Genomic DNA, 15,307 nt, shown 5'->3' with positions numbered 1-15,307 from the left:
TCAATGTCTGAGCATGGTAACCGCATACTCGTAGTCGATGATGAAGAGCGTATTCGGCGTTTGTTGAAGATGTACCTGGAGAAGGAAGGATATGAGATTGAAGAGGCTGAAGACGGGGAGACTGCCCTTCGCAAGGCAACGGGTGAGGATTACGGACTTGTCATATTGGATGTGATGCTGCCGGGTATGGACGGAGTCGAGGTATGTACGCGTCTTCGTCAGGTGAAGTCGACGCCGATTCTGATGCTGACTGCCAAGGGAGAAGAAATCAACCGTGTTCAAGGCTTCGAGGTCGGCGCGGACGATTATGTCGTCAAGCCGTTCAGCCCGCGGGAGGTCATCTATCGGGTCAAGGCGATTCTGCGCCGCTCTTCGGCAACGGCTTACCTTAGCAAAGAATCCAACCCGAGCAACAGCATTGTCTTCCCTCATCTTGTCATTGAGCACGACGCCCATCGGGTAACGGCGGGGGGACAGGAAATCAGCCTTACGCCGAAGGAGTATGAGCTGCTGCATTATTTGGCCTCGTCGCCGGATAAAGTCTTTTCCCGGGAAGAGCTCCTGAAGGATGTTTGGAATTATGAGTTTTTCGGTGATCTGCGCACCGTCGATACGCATGTGAAGCGGCTGCGGGAGAAGCTGAACAAGGTATCGGCGGAAGCTGCCGCGATGATCACAACCGTATGGGGAGTAGGCTACAAGCTGGAGGTTCCGAAGTAACGTGAACTTCTGGAGATCGCTTGTCGGCAAGCTGTGGATCACGATTACGTGCTTGGTTGCCTGCGTGCTGTTGACGCTAGGATTATTTTTGCTCCCCTACATTGATACGACCTTCACCAATTCCAGTGCAATCAAACGTTTGTTTACGTATGTGTCGATCATCGGATTCTCGATGACGACCTTTTTCGGGCTTTTCCTGTTAACGAAAATCACTCAGCCGATGCAGCAGCTGATCGAGGCTGCAAATGACATCCGCAAAGGCAAGTACGGAACCCGTCTCAATCTGGTGACGAGCGATGAAATCGGCGAGCTTGCGAATACGTTCAACCATATGGCCGCCGAGCTGGAGACGAATATCCGCAATCTTAATCACGAGAAGGAGCATTTGTCCAGCGTGCTTCGAAGCATGAGCGACGCCGTGATTACGTTTGACAACCACGGGCAGGTTATTCTCGTCAATCCCCCCGGACAGGAAATTATGAAGACCTGGAAGGGACTTGAATGGGATGATGATCTGCAAGGGGGCGGCTGGGCTGCAGACGTGATGCCTAAGCCGCTGAGCGAGCTGTTCTACAGCACGGTGAACGAAGGCCGGGATCAGAGCGCGGATCTGCATGTGAACCAGGGGATCTGGTCGGCCCACATGGCACCGCTCTATTCGGATGACGTGATACGGGGCGCTGTCGTCGTGCTCCGGGATATTACCGAACAGGTTAAGCTGGAGAAGATGCGGACCGATTTCATCGCCAACGTATCGCATGAAATTCGCACCCCGCTCTCGATGATGCAGGGATACAGCGAAGCGCTGCTCGACGGGATGGCTGCTTCGCCTGAAGAGGGCCGGGAGCTGATTCAGGTCATCCATGAGGAATCGCTGCGCATGGGCCGTCTGGTGAAGGACTTGCTGGATCTGACGCGAATGGAGGCGGGACACGCCGAGATGTCGCTGCGGCAGGTTGATGCAGGCGAACTGTGCGAGCGTGTGTACCGTAAGTTCTCCGTAAGAGCCAAGGAACAGGAGATTGATCTGCAGCTATCCCTGCATTCGGACCTCATCCTTGAATCTGCTGACGAGGATAAGCTCGAGCAGGTGCTGACCAACCTGTTGGACAACGCTTTCCGGCATACGCCGTCCGGCAAGCAGGTGAAGATCCAGGCACACCGGGTCAAAGCGCCGAAGGGCGATGCGCTGCAGGTGATCGTCTCCGACCAAGGCGTCGGCATACCTGCAGGGGATTTGCCATTTGTGTTTGAACGTTTCTATAAGGCCGATAAAGCCCGCGTCCGCGGCGAAACCGTCGGAACGGGGATCGGTCTGGCTATTGTCAAAAACATCGTGACTGCCCATCACGGCACGATTACAGCAGCTAGTGAAGTAGGGAAAGGCACCGTGTTTACGGTGACGATTCCTATCAATGCGGCAGAATCTTAGGAAAAGAACGCCTAAAAGACAAAACACGCTCCAATCGGAGCGTGTCAGGCTGTCGAGAAAGTCTCGACAGCCTTCTTTATGTTTATTTATTTTAAGACAGCACCGCGTTAATGTTGTATAATATAGATAACTACTCATGAACGGATGGTGTCTTGAATGCTGAGATCTAATCGGGAAAAACAACAAAGCTACGAATTCGTGTCAATTGAAGAGCTGGTTCCACAGGATCATTTGCTGCGGAAAGTGGACAAGTATATCGACTTCTCCTTTATTGACGATAAGGTTCGTCCTCTTTACTGCGCAGATAACGGGCGGCCAGCCATTGATCCGGTCGTTCTGTTTAAGATGATTTTTCTCGGTTATTTTTATGGCATTCGCTCCGAACGCCAGTTGGAACGCGAGATTCAAACGAATTTGGCTTACCGCTGGTTTTTAGGTCTTGGTCTAACCGATAAAGTCCCAGACCACTCCACCATTAGCTGGAACCGGCGGACTCGGTTTAAGGATACTGACATTTTCCAGGAGATCTTTGACGAAATCGTCCTCCAAGCGATCTCGCACAAAATGGTGGGCGGGCGTGTGCTCATTACCGATTCGACTCACGTAAAAGCCAATGCCAACAAGCACCACTATACCAAGCAAGAAGTTCTACAAAACACCAAGGACTATATTGACGAACTCAATGAGGCTGTGACGGAGGACCGCAAAGCGCACGGAAAAAAGCCCTGAAAGTACGAGAGGAAGTGAATGGAACCAAAGAAATTAAAGTGAGCACCACCGATCCTGAAAGTGGCTATATGATTCGCGACGGTAAGCCAGAGGGGTTCTTTTATCTCGACCACCGGACGGTGGATCTTAAATACAATCTCATTACCGATGTCCATGTTACGCCAGGAAATGTCCACGATTCGGTTCCGTATTTGTCGCGATTAGACCGCCAAAGAGAACGTTTTGGATTCAAGGTTGAAGCTGTAGCCCTGGATTCCGGTTATTTAACTACGCCCATTTGCCGAGGTTTACAGCAGCGAAAGATTTTTGCCGTTATTGCACACCGGAGATTTCATCCGAAGCAAGGTTTGTTTGCCAAATGGAAGTTTACTTACGACGCTGAAAGTAACACCTATATCTGCCCGGAAAAACACCAACTGACGTACCGGACTACCGACCGGAAGGGTTACAGGCAGTATGCGTCAGACCCGGAACATTGCAAGACCTGTCCGATGCTTGCGCAATGCACTCATTCCAGGAACCACCGGAAGGTACTGACCCGACATGTCTGGGAAGACAGCAAAGACTGGGTGCGAAATAACCGGCTAAGCCGAGACGGCAAGCAGTTGTACCGCAAACGAAAAGAAACGATTGAGCGAAGCTTCGCGGATGCCAAAGAGCTCCATGGGTTTCGCTATTGCCGTTTGCGCGGACTCTCGAACGTCACGGAACAAGCGTTGATGACGGCCACCGTGCAGAACATGAAGAAGATGGCGATCCACCTGGATCGCCTGGAAAAGAGGGGGTAACCCTTCTTTTTTAGGCTTTTTAGCAACTGCAAATGAAAATAAGAGAAACCCAACGTCTACAAGACGTGGGTTTCTCGACAATCTGACACGCTCCAATCGGAGCGTGTTTTTTGTTGAAATTCGTGGGCTAATCTTGTTCAACGTGGAACATAGGGATTAGCTGAGCACGATTTGTTGAGCTGTATTGAGTTCTGGAAGTCCGGTCAGCTTCACGAGCACTTCCTTAGGGACGTCTTTGTCAACGGTCAGGCACATGATGGCTTCGCCGCCGATGACCTTCCGGCCGACCTGCATCGAGGCGATATTCACGTCGTTCTCGCCGAGCAGGGTGCCGACGCGCCCGATAATGCCTGGCTTATCGTTGTGCGAGATCAAGATCAGATGGCCTTCAGGCGAAACGTCGACCGGGAATTTGTCGAGACGCACGATCCGTTCGCCGTATCCGAGAAGCAGGGTGCCTGCAACGATGCGTTCCTGCCCGTTTTGCGTTTTTAGCGTTACGGTAACGAGGTTCGCAAAGTCCTTTGTTTTCGGAGTTTGAGAAACGACAACATGAAGATCGCGGCTCTTTGCCAAGTGCATCGAATTGACGATGTTCACTTCGCTGCCGAGATGACGCTCCAGCACGCCTTTCACAATGTAGCGGGTGAGTGCTTGGGTATCGACTTCCGCCAGCTCGCCTGCATAATCGACATGAATCTCTTTCACGGCATGAGCGGTAATTTGAGCCGCTACGCTGCCCAGCTTCTCGCCGAGGGAGAAGTATGGCTGCAGCTTGTTCATGACGCTAGCCGCGACAAGCGGGAAGTTGACGGCATTTTTGAACGGCTCGTTGCGCAAAATATGAAGGACCTGCTCCGATACGTCAATGGCCACGTTCTCTTGGGCTTCGATGGTGGATGCGCCAAGATGCGGAGTGACGATGACCTTCGGATGGCTAAGGAATGGATGGTCGCTTTCAGGCGGCTCATGCTCGAACACGTCAAACGCGGCTCCAGCCACAATGCCTTCGTCGATCGCTTCGACCAATGCGCGTTCGTCGATAATCCCCCCGCGGGCACAGTTCACGATGCGCATGCCGCGCTTCATGACCTCGAATTGCGGGCGGGCGATCATATGACGGGTTTCCGGAGTCAGCGGCGTATGAACCGTGATGAAATCGGCGCTGCGGATAATGCTGTCTACGGATGCGAGCTCAACGCCGAGCTTGTCGGCGCGTTCCTCGGTCAGGAACGGGTCGAATGCCATGATATTCATGCCGAATGCCTTCGCACGCTTTGCGACTTCGCTGCCGATCCGGCCCATCCCCATAACGCCCAAGGTTTTGTTGCGCAGCTCCACTCCGAGGAAGGATTTGCGGTCCCATACGCCGTTGATCGTCTTGGCATAGGCCTGCGGAATATGGCGGGCCAGAGCGATCATCATGGCAAACGTATGCTCAGCGGTCGTGATCGTGTTTCCGTCTGGAGCATTGATAACAACAATACCGCGCTTCGTGGCGGCTTCGAGGTCGATATTATCCACTCCGACTCCGGCGCGGCCAACCACTTTCAGCTTCGTTCCGGCACTCATAATACGCTCGGTTACGCGGGTCTGGCTCCGGACCAGAAGGCCGTCGTACTCTCCGATTATGGCAGTGAGCTCATCTTCGCTGAGCCCTGTCTTTTTGTCTACCTGCACATCGGCTGCATCCATCAATTGCTGGATCCCCAAATCGCTGATCGGATCCGATACCAAAACTTTAAACATGGTTTCACTTCCTCCTTAAATTCTCTATAAATAGTGCTGCAAATATTGAATAAGGAGCGCGCCGGTTAACGCGCATCCGTTATACCGTTGGTTTGGTAAGGCTTGGTTTCTTATAGCAATTGACGCGGTGTCGTAGCAAAGGACCGGGAAATATAAAAACTCCCGACTCCGCATACTACCTCCGTAGTAAGGGACGAGAGTTATTCGTGGTGCCACCCTTATTCGCTGTCCGTAAACTCGAACAGCCTCAAGCGGTCTTATCAGACCATGATTGGTAACGGAATCATCCGATTTGCGCCTACTATTGATTTCAGCGAAATATCTCAGGAACGCTCAAGAATAACCTTCCGCCGCCGATTCTCACCAACCATCGGCTCTCTGCAGGCGTAACAGCTTCTTATTTCCATCATCGGTTTTGTACGAGATTAATTTTTTCATAATGTATCATGGCTTTTACATTGTGTCAATAGGTGGCGATCATCGGTATAATAGGGCAATAAACGGTCTTATGCTTACGGCAGCCTTGAATGTCATGCCAAGAATTTGCTATGATGCATATGCCCGCCATATTTCGCATTAGCCCTGGATTTGTCGGATTTAGGGTGAAGAAGCATCGAACCGTTCAAATACAAAGATGAAAGACAGGCACAACTTCTATGAAAAAATTTAAAATAAGAGTGAAAAGAATCGAAGCTCACCAGCTAAACGACCGACTTCTTCTTATTAATTTGTACCTGACCCAAGCGCTCACGCTCATTGTCGGCCTGATCTGGATTTTGTTCCAGGGTCGGAACCCACTGGCGCTTCTCGCTGTGCCGAAGGAGCTGGAGTTTCTGTATTGGGGGCTGGGGCTTGCAGCGGCCATGCTTGTTGTGGATTTGATACTATCCCGCTTTGTGTCCGAGGACAGTATGGATGACGGGGGAATCAACGAGATGCTGTTCCGGAATCGGCCAGTATGGCATATTCTCGTTATAGCGATCGTCGTTTCCGTATGCGAGGAGCTTCTGTTTCGGGGAGCGATTCAGCATGCATTCGGGCCATATTGGACCAGCATTTTATTTGCATTGATCCATGTCAGGTATCTGAAGCATTGGCTTCCGACCGGCTGGGTATTCTTGAGCAGCTACGGTCTTGGTCTTGTCTATATTTATACGGGAACATTATGGGCACCGATCCTGTGCCATTTCCTGATCGATTTCATTTCGGGAATGCTGATTCGATTTCGGAGGAAAGAGGAGAATGAACGAACTTAGCAGAATGGAAAGACACCGGAGCCGAAACAAAGGCCGGAAGAACAAAGCATCTTCTGTCTCGCCTCCATCGCCGGCAGCAAAGCCGACAAGACAGGATGCTGGTGAATATACCGGGCTTAGCCGGTCTAAGCCGAGGATGGCCGAAGAGCGGCGGACATACACAGCCAGCGCGGAAGAAGGGTTATCACGGTCCCGCAGAAAGCAATCGGCCACCCAGGACAACATGGAGGAAGCCACAGCTCCGCGGCGAACGCATACATATTCTTCCTACCGTGTTCGGATGAGCAAATGGTTTGTGAACTCATTAATCGTCATATTTATTTTATTGATGGCCAGCTTGCTGTGGTGGGGGCTGATCGGGGCGCCGCCCGTAAGCGAGCTGATAAAGGAGTTATTATGAGCATATGGTTGTGGCTGTCGGGTGCTGCGGCAGCGGGAGTCGGTGTTCTAGGCTGGATGAGCGCCGAAGCGAAGGGCTACCGGGTCCGCGAGGAAGAAGTGGTGACGGAGCGAATCCCGGCGTCCTTTGACGGATTCAGGATTCTGTTCCTGACCGATATCCATCGGAGGGAGTTGTCGGAACGGAAGCTGATGGCTGCGCTGCAGCCTGTAGACTGCGTCCTGCTTGGCGGCGACATTACGGAGCGAGGCGTTCCCCTGGAGAGGCTGAGGCATAACATGGAGGTGCTCCGGCGGGTTGCACCCGTCTATGCGGTCCTCGGCAACCACGATTTGTACGCAGGCAAGGATGCGGTGAAGAAGGTGCTGAAGGAAACCGGCGTGACCCTGCTGAGCGATAAAACGGTCCGGATCACGGTCGGGAATGACTACGTCTCCCTTAGCGGCATTCGCCAGCCTAAGAGCAAGCGGCATCCTTATTCCCAATTCAAAGGCAGCCTGCACGGCGACGAATACCATATTTTGCTCGTGCATGATCCGGTTTGGCTTAAGGGCAGGGAAGAGGCGAATTGTGATCTGCTGCTTGCCGGCCATACGCACGGCGGACAAATCGTGCTTCCGCTTGCGGGCGCGGTCCGGCTCGAGCGTTTCTACAAATCCTTTAAGTCCGGCTGGTATTCGATCCCAAGGGCTGCAAGCGAGAAGCTTCCGGACACGCGCATGCTGATCAGCCGGGGCTTCGGAACCTCGCACATCCCTCTACGGCTGTTATGCCCGGCGGAGTACCATGTGCTGACTTTGCGTAAAATGTGAAAAAGCCTTCATTCTTCCTTCCAGATAAAGCAAGGAGAAGAAGGCTTTTTTTGTGTTGTAATCAGCGGATCTGAGGCTCAATCGCCCGGGGATCCACGAAACCATAACCTTTGGCTTCCAGCTTGGTCAGCAGATCATCGAGCGCTTCGACCGTCCAGGGAAGCTCATGCATCAAAATATTGCTGCCCGGATGGAGCTGCTCCAGCACGTTGTTGATGACCGCCTCGGGCTTGTTTTTATTTTTGCTCTCCCAGTCCAGCGAGCCGTTCGACCATGTCATGTACAGCAAGTCATTCTCTGAAGCGATATCCTTGACGGCATCTCCGCCCGACCCGAACGGAGGTCGGAAGAACGCAGGCTCCGTACCGATCGTATCCTTTACAATTTGCTGTACATCTTCAATTTGCTGACGGACCTTTGCTTGGCTCTCCTGCTTCAAGTCGATATGGTCCCAAGCGTGATTGCCGATGATTTGCCCCCGGTCATGGATGATGCTGAGCAGCTCGGGATTGGCTTTTACACGGTATCCGTTAACGAAGAAAATAGCCTTGGCCTGGTGCTTGTCCAGCGTGTCGATCAGTCGGTTGATCATGTCCGCATCCTTCGGTCCATCGTCGAAGGTGAGCAGCACGACCTTAGAAGGCACGGATTCGTCATTCGGGACGATGCGGTACACCTTATTCATGTGATACTTGAGTTCCGGCTTCTCATCAGCTGCCGGCTGCTCGCTGGCTTGTTCATCAGCAGTGCTGGGTACTTTCGTACCGCCGGCAGTTCCGCTCGACTCCTTATCGGCGGCAGCAGGAGGGGCTTCTTGTTCCTGAGGCGTCACCGGCTCAGCCGTTTTCGTATCTGGCTTAATCGGATTGCCTGATTCAGCGGGCACGCTATGGTTCTGGCCGTTTCCTTGGTTTCCGCAAGCGCTGAGCAGAATGCAGCAGGCCAGCAGGATGATCTTTGTTGTCGTTTTAACCATGATTCCATCTCTCTTTCCTGTATTTATGTAGCATGAGTTGCCTCCGGCGCGAGAACACTAACCCTGAGTTTAACATAGAAGGAGGTATCATTTGTGAAGACTTCGTCATTTCTGTACGGTGTAATCATCGGTGCGGTAGCAAGCCGTATGATATCCCGCAAAGGCAGTTTGTCACTTGCCTCGATGATGAAAGACGTTAATGTTGGCCGTTTCGCCGACACCGCTTTAAGCAAGATTCAAAACGGAATCGGGAATAACAATGGCTCAAGCCAAGAAAGCGTGCGTCCCAGTTCAAGCCGACATGATTCCGCTAATCCCGTTGGAGCTGCAGGGGTATCGTCATCGTCTAATTCGAAGGCTGCCAACCTGAAGCAGCTGAAGGATTTTATCCGCAGCAATCCGGACGTGAAACAAGAGGTTGAGCAAATCTTGAAAGAAACGCATACCGTCTTACCGGGATTGTAAACGATGCAATTCTTTTTGAATCATTCCGTGGGGAAACCATCCTTCCATCCCTGTGAATGATTCTTTTTTCTTAAACTACATATTTACGTGCATTTACGGGTATTAAATGATAAAATCAATTATATAAAACCATTTTTATCACGTCATAATCCAGACATCATAATTTGTTATAAACTTTTGTATACGTTAGGAGGATCCTGTCATGAAAATAGAACGTTTGAGTCAAGATAAGATACGGATTTTCCTCACGTTTGACGATCTGAGTGAGCGTGGGATCCAGAAGGAAGAAATGTGGCAGGAAATACCTAAAGTTTATGACCTGTTTACAGAGATGATGGATCAGGCATACAGTGAGCTCGGATTTGATGCCACCGGACCGCTTGCCGTTGAGGTGTTTGCACTGCCTGCCCAGGGCATGGTGGTAATTGTGACGAGAGGGAAGTACGATCATCATTTCGGCGGCTTGTCCGAAGACGATATGCCGGACGAGATTTATGAAATGGAAGTAACGCTGGATGAAAGTGATAAAATCGTCTATGTGTTCCAGGATTTCGAAGTGCTCATTGAAGCTTCGCATATGCTGAAGGACCTCGTGGACGGAGCAGGTACGCTTTATCACTATATGGATAGATGGTTTTTGTATCTGGAGCCAGAGGAGCTTCAGAGCGACAAGTTGCCGGCGATCATTGCAGTTCTGGCAGAATTCGGCGAATCCTCCTCGGTAACGGAGGCTATGCTGGAGGAGTACGGGAAGAAGATCATGCCTCAGCAAGCGATTGAGGTTATTTGCAGTCACTTCCAGCGTCAGCATTAATACAATGTGGGCGTGAGTGCCGGACTAGAGGCTCGAAACTAACGGAGGGGAATTTTGGTGCTGGTGTTCTCGATCATAGCGTCGGCTTTGGCGCCGGGACTCGCGTTGCTCACGTATTTTTACCTGAAGGACAGGTATGATCAGGAACCTTTGCATATGGTCATCAAGGTATTTCTGCTTGGGGTTCTGATCGTGTTTCCTGTCATGATTCTGCAGCGGGGAATGATACTTTGGCTCGGCGATCATCCGGTTGTCCAATCATTGCTCGTATCTGCGGGCATTGAGGAGTTTTTGAAATGGTTTGTCATGTATCACATTATTTTCAACCATACGGAATTCGATGAGCCTTACGACGGGATTCTATATGCTGCGGCGATTTCGTTGGGCTTTGCTACAGTAGAAAATTTGCTGTACGCATGGTACAGCCAGGCTGCATTCGGTCCCATGTTCCTTCGAGCGCTGCTCCCGGTGTCCGGTCACGCCATGTTTGGCGTTATTATGGGCTACTATATCGGGCACGCCAGGTTTTCAGGGGAGAATCGGAAGAGGTTTTATCTGGCTCTTTCGTTCATCGTCCCTTGGATATGGCATGGACTGTATGATTTGATTTTAAACCTCTTGACGCATACGTGGATCTGGTTTATCGTTCCGCTGATGGTACTGTTGTGGTACGGAGGCATGGGGAAAATCTCCAGAGCAAACAATCGCTCGCCTTTTCGTTTCATCAACCGGGAGGAAGAGATTAACACGTAATCAAAAAGGACACACTGGGGCTATAGGCGCTTACGCTGACGGCATAAACGCCAATATAGCTCTGGAGGTGTCTTTTTTGCGTATCAAGGTGAAAATTTTGTGCAAGGATTGCGGCGAGCGCTTCATTCTTCGCGGAAAGAAGGAGCACGGCCGGATCGAGACCGGCTTTAAGCAATGCTTATGCAACAATCGTGATCATTTCGAGATTGAGGAAGATTTCTAAAACATGAAGTGATCGTACAGCGATGCATAAGACTTCTTTTTTCTAGTCAAACTAACGGCAGTGAGTAGAAGAAAGGAGACTAACGCATCATGTATAAACGACTTAGCGCGATTCTGTTCCCTGTCGCCACCGTTTTGTTGATCGGGGCTTTGGTGTGGGGATATCAGGAGAACAAAGAGAAGAACGCGATATTGATTAATGCAGAAAACCAGTATCAACGCGCCTTTCATGATTTGTCCTATCATATGGACCGGCTGCATACCGAGTTAGGGAATACGCTCGCCGTCAGCTCCACTTCTCAGGGAATGCACCGGAAAGGCCTCATGAACGTTTGGCGCATTACGAGCGAAGCTCAAAATGAGATCAACCAGCTGCCACTGGGTCTGCTGCCGTTCAACAAGACGGAAGAATTCCTGTCCCGCATCTCTAATTTCGCCTATAAGACAGGCGTTCGTGATTTGACGAAGGAGCCGCTGAGCGAAAATGAAGTCAAGACGCTCAAAACACTCTACGCCAATTCCGGTGAAATTACGAAGGATCTTCAATCGGTGCAGAACAAGGTCATTGCCAGCGGGCTTCGCTGGATGGATGTCGAAACTGCGCTCGTGTCGAACAATACGCAGGACAACTCCATTATCGACGGCTTTAGAACCGTTGACAAAAAGGTCGAAGCTTATCCCGAGCTGGACTGGGGCCCTTCGGTCAGCAGCATTTACGACCGCAGGTCCGTGAAGCAATTGGCCGGCATGCCTGTCTCCGCAGAGGACGTCAAACGCAAAGCGCTGAAATTCTCGGATTCGGACGGGAACGCCAGGGTACGGGTAACCCAAAACGGGAAGGGGACCGATTGGTCATCCTATACCGTTCATGTGAATCAAAACCGGGGCCACAAGATCAGCATGGACTTCACCGAGAAGGGCGGCCAGCTGATCGCGTACACGAAGGAGCGCAATGTGGGCGCGAAGAAAGTTTCCGTGCAGGATGCCATCGATAAGGCACAGGATTTTCTTGCTAGAAAAGGCTATACCGATATGACGGCGGTGTCCGCAGACCAATATGACAATATGGCCAACTTCTCCTTCGTGCGTGAGGAGGACGGCGTTCTCATCTATCCGGAGAAGATCACGGTCCGTTCAGCCATGGACAACGGGGAGGTCCTCGGATTTCAAGCAAGCGATTTTGTGTACGAGCACCAGATCAAGCGCGAGATTCCGCAGCCTAAGCTGAAGCTCGCCCAAGCGAAGAAAACGCTGAACCCGGAGTACAAAATTCTGTACAACCGCAAGGCGTTAATCAAAAACGACCGCAACGAGGATGTGCTGTGCTATGAATTTGGAGGGCGCATCAACGGGTCGCAGTATCGGATCTATATCAATGCGGATACCGGACTGGAAGAGACGGTTGAAGTCGTAAAAGACGCGCAAGCCGGAATTCGATAAAATAACAAACGGACGTTTTGAGGGCGGGCCGCTCAAGCTTCATTGCTTGGGCGGCTTTTTGTATGATGGAGAAACATGGAAGGACAAGGCTCGACAGACCGCGCGAAATTCGTTCAAATTATCCCATAAAGACCGCCTGCCCGTGATATAATGGGAAATATTGATTATGAAGAAATAGTAGGTGAGCGCTTTGTATCCGAAGATCAATGAGGTCCTCTATATCCAGCTCGATACGGGGGATCAGAAGGAAGCCGAGGTCTTGTATAAATCCCGCATTTCCGACATGGACGGCGAATCGATTTATATGGAGGTTCCCCTTCAAGAAGGAACAGGAAGACTGAAGAAGCTTTATATCGGCGATGAGATATCCGCTTACTTTCTGACCGAAGGCGGTGTAAAGAATTATTTTAATTCCTATGTGCTGAGCCACCATGAGGACGTCATCAAGCTGGTGCGGATCAAGAAGCCGGAGTCCGACCAGATTACGAAGGTGCAGAGAAGAGGCTTCCTACGGGTACAATCCGAGCTGGAAGTAGCCGTGACGGCAAAGGACGGAGCCCGGTTTCTAACCAAGACCGAGGATGTCGGGGGCGGCGGCATCTCGCTTTATTTGGAGCCAGGCCAGTCGCTCAAAGAGGGGGATCTTCTGGATTGCTGGATTCTGGTTCCCTATAAGAACGGATCGGTTGAGCATATCCCATTCGAAGGTGAAGTCGTCCGGTTGAAAGAGCTTCCCATGGGCCGGAGCATCGTTATGATGAAATTCACCCAGATTCTGGACATGGAACGTCAAAAACTGATCCGGTACTGCTTCGAGAGACAGTTTGATTTGCGAAATCGATAATCTCTGACCGCCTGGATGCATATATTCGTTCAGGCTGTGGCACACTACCGGAAATTTCATGATGGAAGGAATGTTGTGTCATAACCGAGGAGCAAAGCAAATCGATCAGGGGGCAGCGGGAAATAGAGCCCGGTGAAGCGCAAGATTCGATCGGACAAGCCCTGGAAGCGCTGGCCGGAAAGCTGCTCTTCCGCGTGCTGATCGGTCTCGCGGCAGCTTTGGTGATCATGCAGCTGCTGCTGCATTATGAGCCTGCCAGGCCCTATATTTCGCCGGTTCAGCAGATGGAGGGAGTCCCCGTAAACGAGCAAAATGTCAACGATTGGATGGGGGGAAACACCCCTTCTCTTTTGCATCACTCCAGCTAGTGTGGTATAATTTTCACGTCGCAGGCAGGCGCCTGCTTTTTTCTTGAAGGTTAAGAAGGTATGAGTCTAATCTTGCACTTTCTTATCTTATTTTCTCTAAAATCATCTGTCATTTGATCCGTTTCATGAAAAATGCTAGAAGCGACAGATGGGCTGGAGACGTACGTTTTGAGGAGGAATGCCCCGTTGGTTATGCAGGGGACAGGTTACCAGGACAGAATCAATATTGCCATCGACGGTCCTGCAGGGGCGGGTAAAAGCACAGTAGCACGTATGGTGGCCAGCAGGCTTCAATACATCTATGTGGATACCGGCGCCATGTACCGGGCGGTCACTTGGTTTATGCTGAATCAAGGAATTGATGCAGAAAATCACGAAAAAGTGCTTCAACATGCGCAAAATATGGTGATTGAATTAAAACCGCATGAAACAGGCCAAATGGTGTTGTTGAATGGGGAAGATGTCACACCGTATATCCGATTGCATCAGGTGAGTGCATCCGTTTCCAAGTATGCGCGGATCGAAGGCTTGCGGACCAAGCTTGTCCATCTGCAGCAGCAAATGGCGACACAGAAAGGCGTCGTCATGGACGGACGCGACATCGGCACTACGGTTCTACCGGACGCTGAACTCAAGATCTTCATGACGGCCAGCGTCAAGGAGCGAGCGCTCCGCCGGTTCAATGAGCTTCGCGACGAGAGCATTACGCTGGAACAGCTGGAACATGATATCGCAGAGCGCGACCGTCTCGATGCAGAGCGTGAAGTATCGCCGCTTCGATGTGCGGAGGACGCCATCGTTCTGGATACGACGCATATGGATATCAACCAGGTGGTCGAAGCGATTCTTTCATATTGCGAAACTGTATTGGATGGGGAGAGGAAGGCATGATTTACGTTTTTTGCAGAGCGGTAGTCCGCGGTTTGTTCGCTATTCTGTACCGGTTTGAATCTGTCGGCGTACATAATATCCCTTCCGAGGGCGGCGTACTGATCTGCAGCAATCATCTCAGCGTGCGCGACCCGATTTCGGTCGGCATTCACGTGAAGCGCCAGGTTAAATTTATGGCGAAAGCGGAGCTGTTCAAAATTCCGGTATTCGGATGGCTGATTGACAAGCTTGGCGCATTTCCGGTAAAGCGCGGCGGCGTCAGCAAGGAATCGATCAAGACCGCACTGACCATTCTGCGTCAGGGTGAAGTGATGGGGATTTTCCCGGAGGGCACCCGGAATTCGGATGCAACGGCAGCGAAGCGGGGGGCGGCAAGCTTTGCGCTCCGGAGCGGCGCGACGGTCATTCCGGCGGCGATCATCGGAGATTACAAGCTGTTTCGGAAGGTTAAGATCATTTACGGAGCACCCGTAGACTTATCCCGTTTCGAAGGCGACAAATCGCCGGAAGCGCTCGATGCCGCAACTGAAATCATTATGAGTAAAATCCATGAAATGCGGGCAACCGGTAAGCCGACCGTGAACGGATGAATCGGTTTGATGCATAAAAAGCGCCATTTTCATGGAAAGATACTACAGCAATTATGTT

At 51.2% G+C, this 15,307-nt stretch carries 18 protein-coding genes and 1 other annotated feature; of the genes, 15 read left to right on the top strand and 3 right to left on the bottom strand.

Annotated features, from left to right (window positions below):
- Window positions 1–3 precede the first annotated feature (3 nt).
- The 3 genes from NSQ46_RS19285 to NSQ46_RS19275 all read left to right on the top strand — a co-directional run bounded on the left by NSQ46_RS19285 (window position 4) and on the right by NSQ46_RS19275 (window position 3,669).
- A complete protein-coding gene (locus tag NSQ46_RS19285) occupies window positions 4–720 on the top strand; it encodes a response regulator transcription factor (protein ID WP_007129790.1) in 717 nt (238 codons plus the stop codon).
- Between the two features lies 1 nt (window position 721).
- Complete coding sequence (locus tag NSQ46_RS19280; protein ID WP_007129791.1) at window positions 722–2,152, top strand: ATP-binding protein; 1,431 nt, start codon at window positions 722–724, stop codon at window positions 2,150–2,152.
- 156 nt (window positions 2,153–2,308) lie between these two features.
- Window positions 2,309–3,669 (top strand): IS1182 family transposase gene (locus NSQ46_RS19275; protein ID WP_251535842.1). Its coding sequence is split into 2 segments (ribosomal slippage): window positions 2,309–2,876 and window positions 2,876–3,669, totalling 1,362 coding nucleotides; the frame shifts between segments, so codons are not numbered across the junction.
- Between the two features lie 156 nt (window positions 3,670–3,825).
- On the opposite strand, the gene serA is transcribed toward NSQ46_RS19275, so the two are convergent.
- Window positions 3,826–5,418, bottom strand: coding sequence for a phosphoglycerate dehydrogenase (gene serA / locus NSQ46_RS19270; protein ID WP_028403649.1), 1,593 nt, complete (start codon window positions 5,416–5,418; stop codon window positions 3,826–3,828).
- A gap of 186 nt (window positions 5,419–5,604) precedes the next feature.
- Window positions 5,605–5,837, bottom strand: a binding site (T-box leader).
- 237 nt (window positions 5,838–6,074) lie between these two features.
- Between serA and NSQ46_RS19265 the strand changes: the two genes are divergently transcribed.
- Genes NSQ46_RS19265 through NSQ46_RS19255 form a run of 3 tightly spaced genes read left to right on the top strand, consistent with a single transcriptional unit; the run spans window position 6,075 to window position 7,886 of the window.
- Window positions 6,075–6,674 carry a CPBP family intramembrane glutamic endopeptidase gene (locus NSQ46_RS19265; RefSeq protein WP_007129793.1) on the top strand — a complete coding sequence of 200 codons (600 nt, stop codon included), beginning with the start codon at window positions 6,075–6,077 and terminating at the stop codon, window positions 6,672–6,674.
- The gene (locus NSQ46_RS19260) at window positions 6,661–7,074 is read left to right on the top strand and encodes a hypothetical protein (RefSeq protein ID WP_342574415.1); all 414 of its coding nucleotides are present in this window, start codon (window positions 6,661–6,663) and stop codon (window positions 7,072–7,074) included. Before NSQ46_RS19265 ends, NSQ46_RS19260 begins: the two co-directional genes overlap by 14 nt.
- The gene (locus NSQ46_RS19255; RefSeq protein ID WP_342574413.1) at window positions 7,071–7,886 is read left to right on the top strand and encodes a metallophosphoesterase; all 816 of its coding nucleotides are present in this window, start codon (window positions 7,071–7,073) and stop codon (window positions 7,884–7,886) included. Before NSQ46_RS19260 ends, NSQ46_RS19255 begins: the two co-directional genes overlap by 4 nt.
- Before the next feature lie 61 nt (window positions 7,887–7,947).
- Here the strand turns inward: NSQ46_RS19255 and NSQ46_RS19250 are convergent, their stop codons facing one another.
- A complete protein-coding gene (locus NSQ46_RS19250) occupies window positions 7,948–8,862 on the bottom strand; it encodes a polysaccharide deacetylase family protein (RefSeq protein WP_342574411.1) in 915 nt (304 codons plus the stop codon).
- A 93-nt stretch (window positions 8,863–8,955) separates the two neighbouring features.
- Here NSQ46_RS19250 and NSQ46_RS19245 point away from each other — a divergent pair, with 93 nt between their 5' ends.
- From NSQ46_RS19245 to NSQ46_RS19220, 6 genes are all read left to right on the top strand, one after another.
- Window positions 8,956–9,327, top strand: a complete 372-nt coding sequence (locus NSQ46_RS19245; protein WP_007129797.1) for a hypothetical protein — start codon at window positions 8,956–8,958, stop codon at window positions 9,325–9,327.
- A 202-nt stretch (window positions 9,328–9,529) separates the two neighbouring features.
- A complete protein-coding gene (locus NSQ46_RS19240) occupies window positions 9,530–10,141 on the top strand; it encodes a genetic competence negative regulator (RefSeq protein ID WP_007129798.1) in 612 nt (203 codons plus the stop codon).
- A gap of 57 nt (window positions 10,142–10,198) precedes the next feature.
- Window positions 10,199–10,894 carry a glutamic-type intramembrane protease PrsW gene (prsW, locus tag NSQ46_RS19235; protein WP_007129799.1) on the top strand — a complete coding sequence of 232 codons (696 nt, stop codon included), beginning with the start codon at window positions 10,199–10,201 and terminating at the stop codon, window positions 10,892–10,894.
- 76 nt (window positions 10,895–10,970) lie between these two features.
- Window positions 10,971–11,117, top strand: a complete 147-nt coding sequence (locus NSQ46_RS19230; protein WP_007129800.1) for a hypothetical protein — start codon at window positions 10,971–10,973, stop codon at window positions 11,115–11,117.
- A gap of 89 nt (window positions 11,118–11,206) precedes the next feature.
- The gene (gene ypeB / locus NSQ46_RS19225; RefSeq protein ID WP_028403646.1) at window positions 11,207–12,556 is read left to right on the top strand and encodes a germination protein YpeB; all 1,350 of its coding nucleotides are present in this window, start codon (window positions 11,207–11,209) and stop codon (window positions 12,554–12,556) included.
- A gap of 181 nt (window positions 12,557–12,737) precedes the next feature.
- A complete protein-coding gene (locus NSQ46_RS19220; RefSeq protein ID WP_342574408.1) occupies window positions 12,738–13,400 on the top strand; it encodes a flagellar brake domain-containing protein in 663 nt (220 codons plus the stop codon).
- A 56-nt stretch (window positions 13,401–13,456) separates the two neighbouring features.
- Here the strand turns inward: NSQ46_RS19220 and NSQ46_RS19215 are convergent, their stop codons facing one another.
- A complete protein-coding gene (locus NSQ46_RS19215; protein ID WP_040738557.1) occupies window positions 13,457–13,645 on the bottom strand; it encodes a hypothetical protein in 189 nt (62 codons plus the stop codon).
- Here NSQ46_RS19215 and NSQ46_RS19210 point away from each other — a divergent pair.
- The 3 genes from NSQ46_RS19210 (at window position 13,628) to NSQ46_RS19200 (ending at window position 15,249) form a co-directional block, all read left to right on the top strand.
- The gene (locus NSQ46_RS19210; RefSeq protein WP_245255945.1) at window positions 13,628–13,768 is read left to right on the top strand and encodes a YpfB family protein; all 141 of its coding nucleotides are present in this window, start codon (window positions 13,628–13,630) and stop codon (window positions 13,766–13,768) included. The genes NSQ46_RS19215 and NSQ46_RS19210 overlap by 18 nt on opposite strands.
- Window positions 13,769–13,960: 192 nt before the next feature.
- A complete protein-coding gene (gene cmk, locus NSQ46_RS19205; RefSeq protein ID WP_186332844.1) occupies window positions 13,961–14,659 on the top strand; it encodes a (d)CMP kinase in 699 nt (232 codons plus the stop codon).
- On the top strand, window positions 14,656–15,249 hold the full coding sequence (locus NSQ46_RS19200) for a lysophospholipid acyltransferase family protein (protein ID WP_007129804.1): 594 nt from the start codon (window positions 14,656–14,658) through the stop codon (window positions 15,247–15,249). The genes cmk and NSQ46_RS19200 overlap by 4 nt, the downstream gene beginning before the upstream one ends.
- Window positions 15,250–15,307 lie beyond the last annotated feature (58 nt).

It is taken from the genome of Paenibacillus sp. FSL M8-0142, from assembly GCF_038597315.1.
GTDB lineage: Bacteria > Bacillota > Bacilli > Paenibacillales > Paenibacillaceae > Paenibacillus_AQ > Paenibacillus_AQ lactis.
The sequence above is the reverse complement of the archived record's forward strand: the minus strand, read 5'-3'. Positions and strand labels throughout refer to the sequence as shown.

Excerpts from the sequence above, each read along its gene's own strand:
- NSQ46_RS19285 (WP_007129790.1), top strand. The coding sequence starts at position 4 with ATGTCTGAGCATGGTAACCGCATACTCGTAGTCGATGATGAAGAGCGT.
- serA (WP_028403649.1), bottom strand. The coding sequence starts at position 5,418 with ATGTTTAAAGTTTTGGTATCGGATCCGATCAGCGATTTGGGGATCCAG.
- NSQ46_RS19265 (WP_007129793.1), top strand. The coding sequence starts at position 6,075 with ATGAAAAAATTTAAAATAAGAGTGAAAAGAATCGAAGCTCACCAGCTA.
- NSQ46_RS19260 (WP_342574415.1), top strand. The coding sequence starts at position 6,661 with ATGAACGAACTTAGCAGAATGGAAAGACACCGGAGCCGAAACAAAGGC.
- NSQ46_RS19255 (WP_342574413.1), top strand. The coding sequence starts at position 7,071 with ATGAGCATATGGTTGTGGCTGTCGGGTGCTGCGGCAGCGGGAGTCGGT.
- NSQ46_RS19250 (WP_342574411.1), bottom strand. The coding sequence starts at position 8,862 with ATGGTTAAAACGACAACAAAGATCATCCTGCTGGCCTGCTGCATTCTG.
- NSQ46_RS19240 (WP_007129798.1), top strand. The coding sequence starts at position 9,530 with ATGAAAATAGAACGTTTGAGTCAAGATAAGATACGGATTTTCCTCACG.
- ypeB (WP_028403646.1), top strand. The coding sequence starts at position 11,207 with ATGTATAAACGACTTAGCGCGATTCTGTTCCCTGTCGCCACCGTTTTG.
- NSQ46_RS19210 (WP_245255945.1), top strand. The coding sequence starts at position 13,628 with ATGCAGCTGCTGCTGCATTATGAGCCTGCCAGGCCCTATATTTCGCCG.
- NSQ46_RS19215 (WP_040738557.1), bottom strand. The coding sequence starts at position 13,645 with ATGCAGCAGCAGCTGCATGATCACCAAAGCTGCCGCGAGACCGATCAG.
- cmk (WP_186332844.1), top strand. The coding sequence starts at position 13,961 with ATGCAGGGGACAGGTTACCAGGACAGAATCAATATTGCCATCGACGGT.
- NSQ46_RS19200 (WP_007129804.1), top strand. The coding sequence starts at position 14,656 with ATGATTTACGTTTTTTGCAGAGCGGTAGTCCGCGGTTTGTTCGCTATT.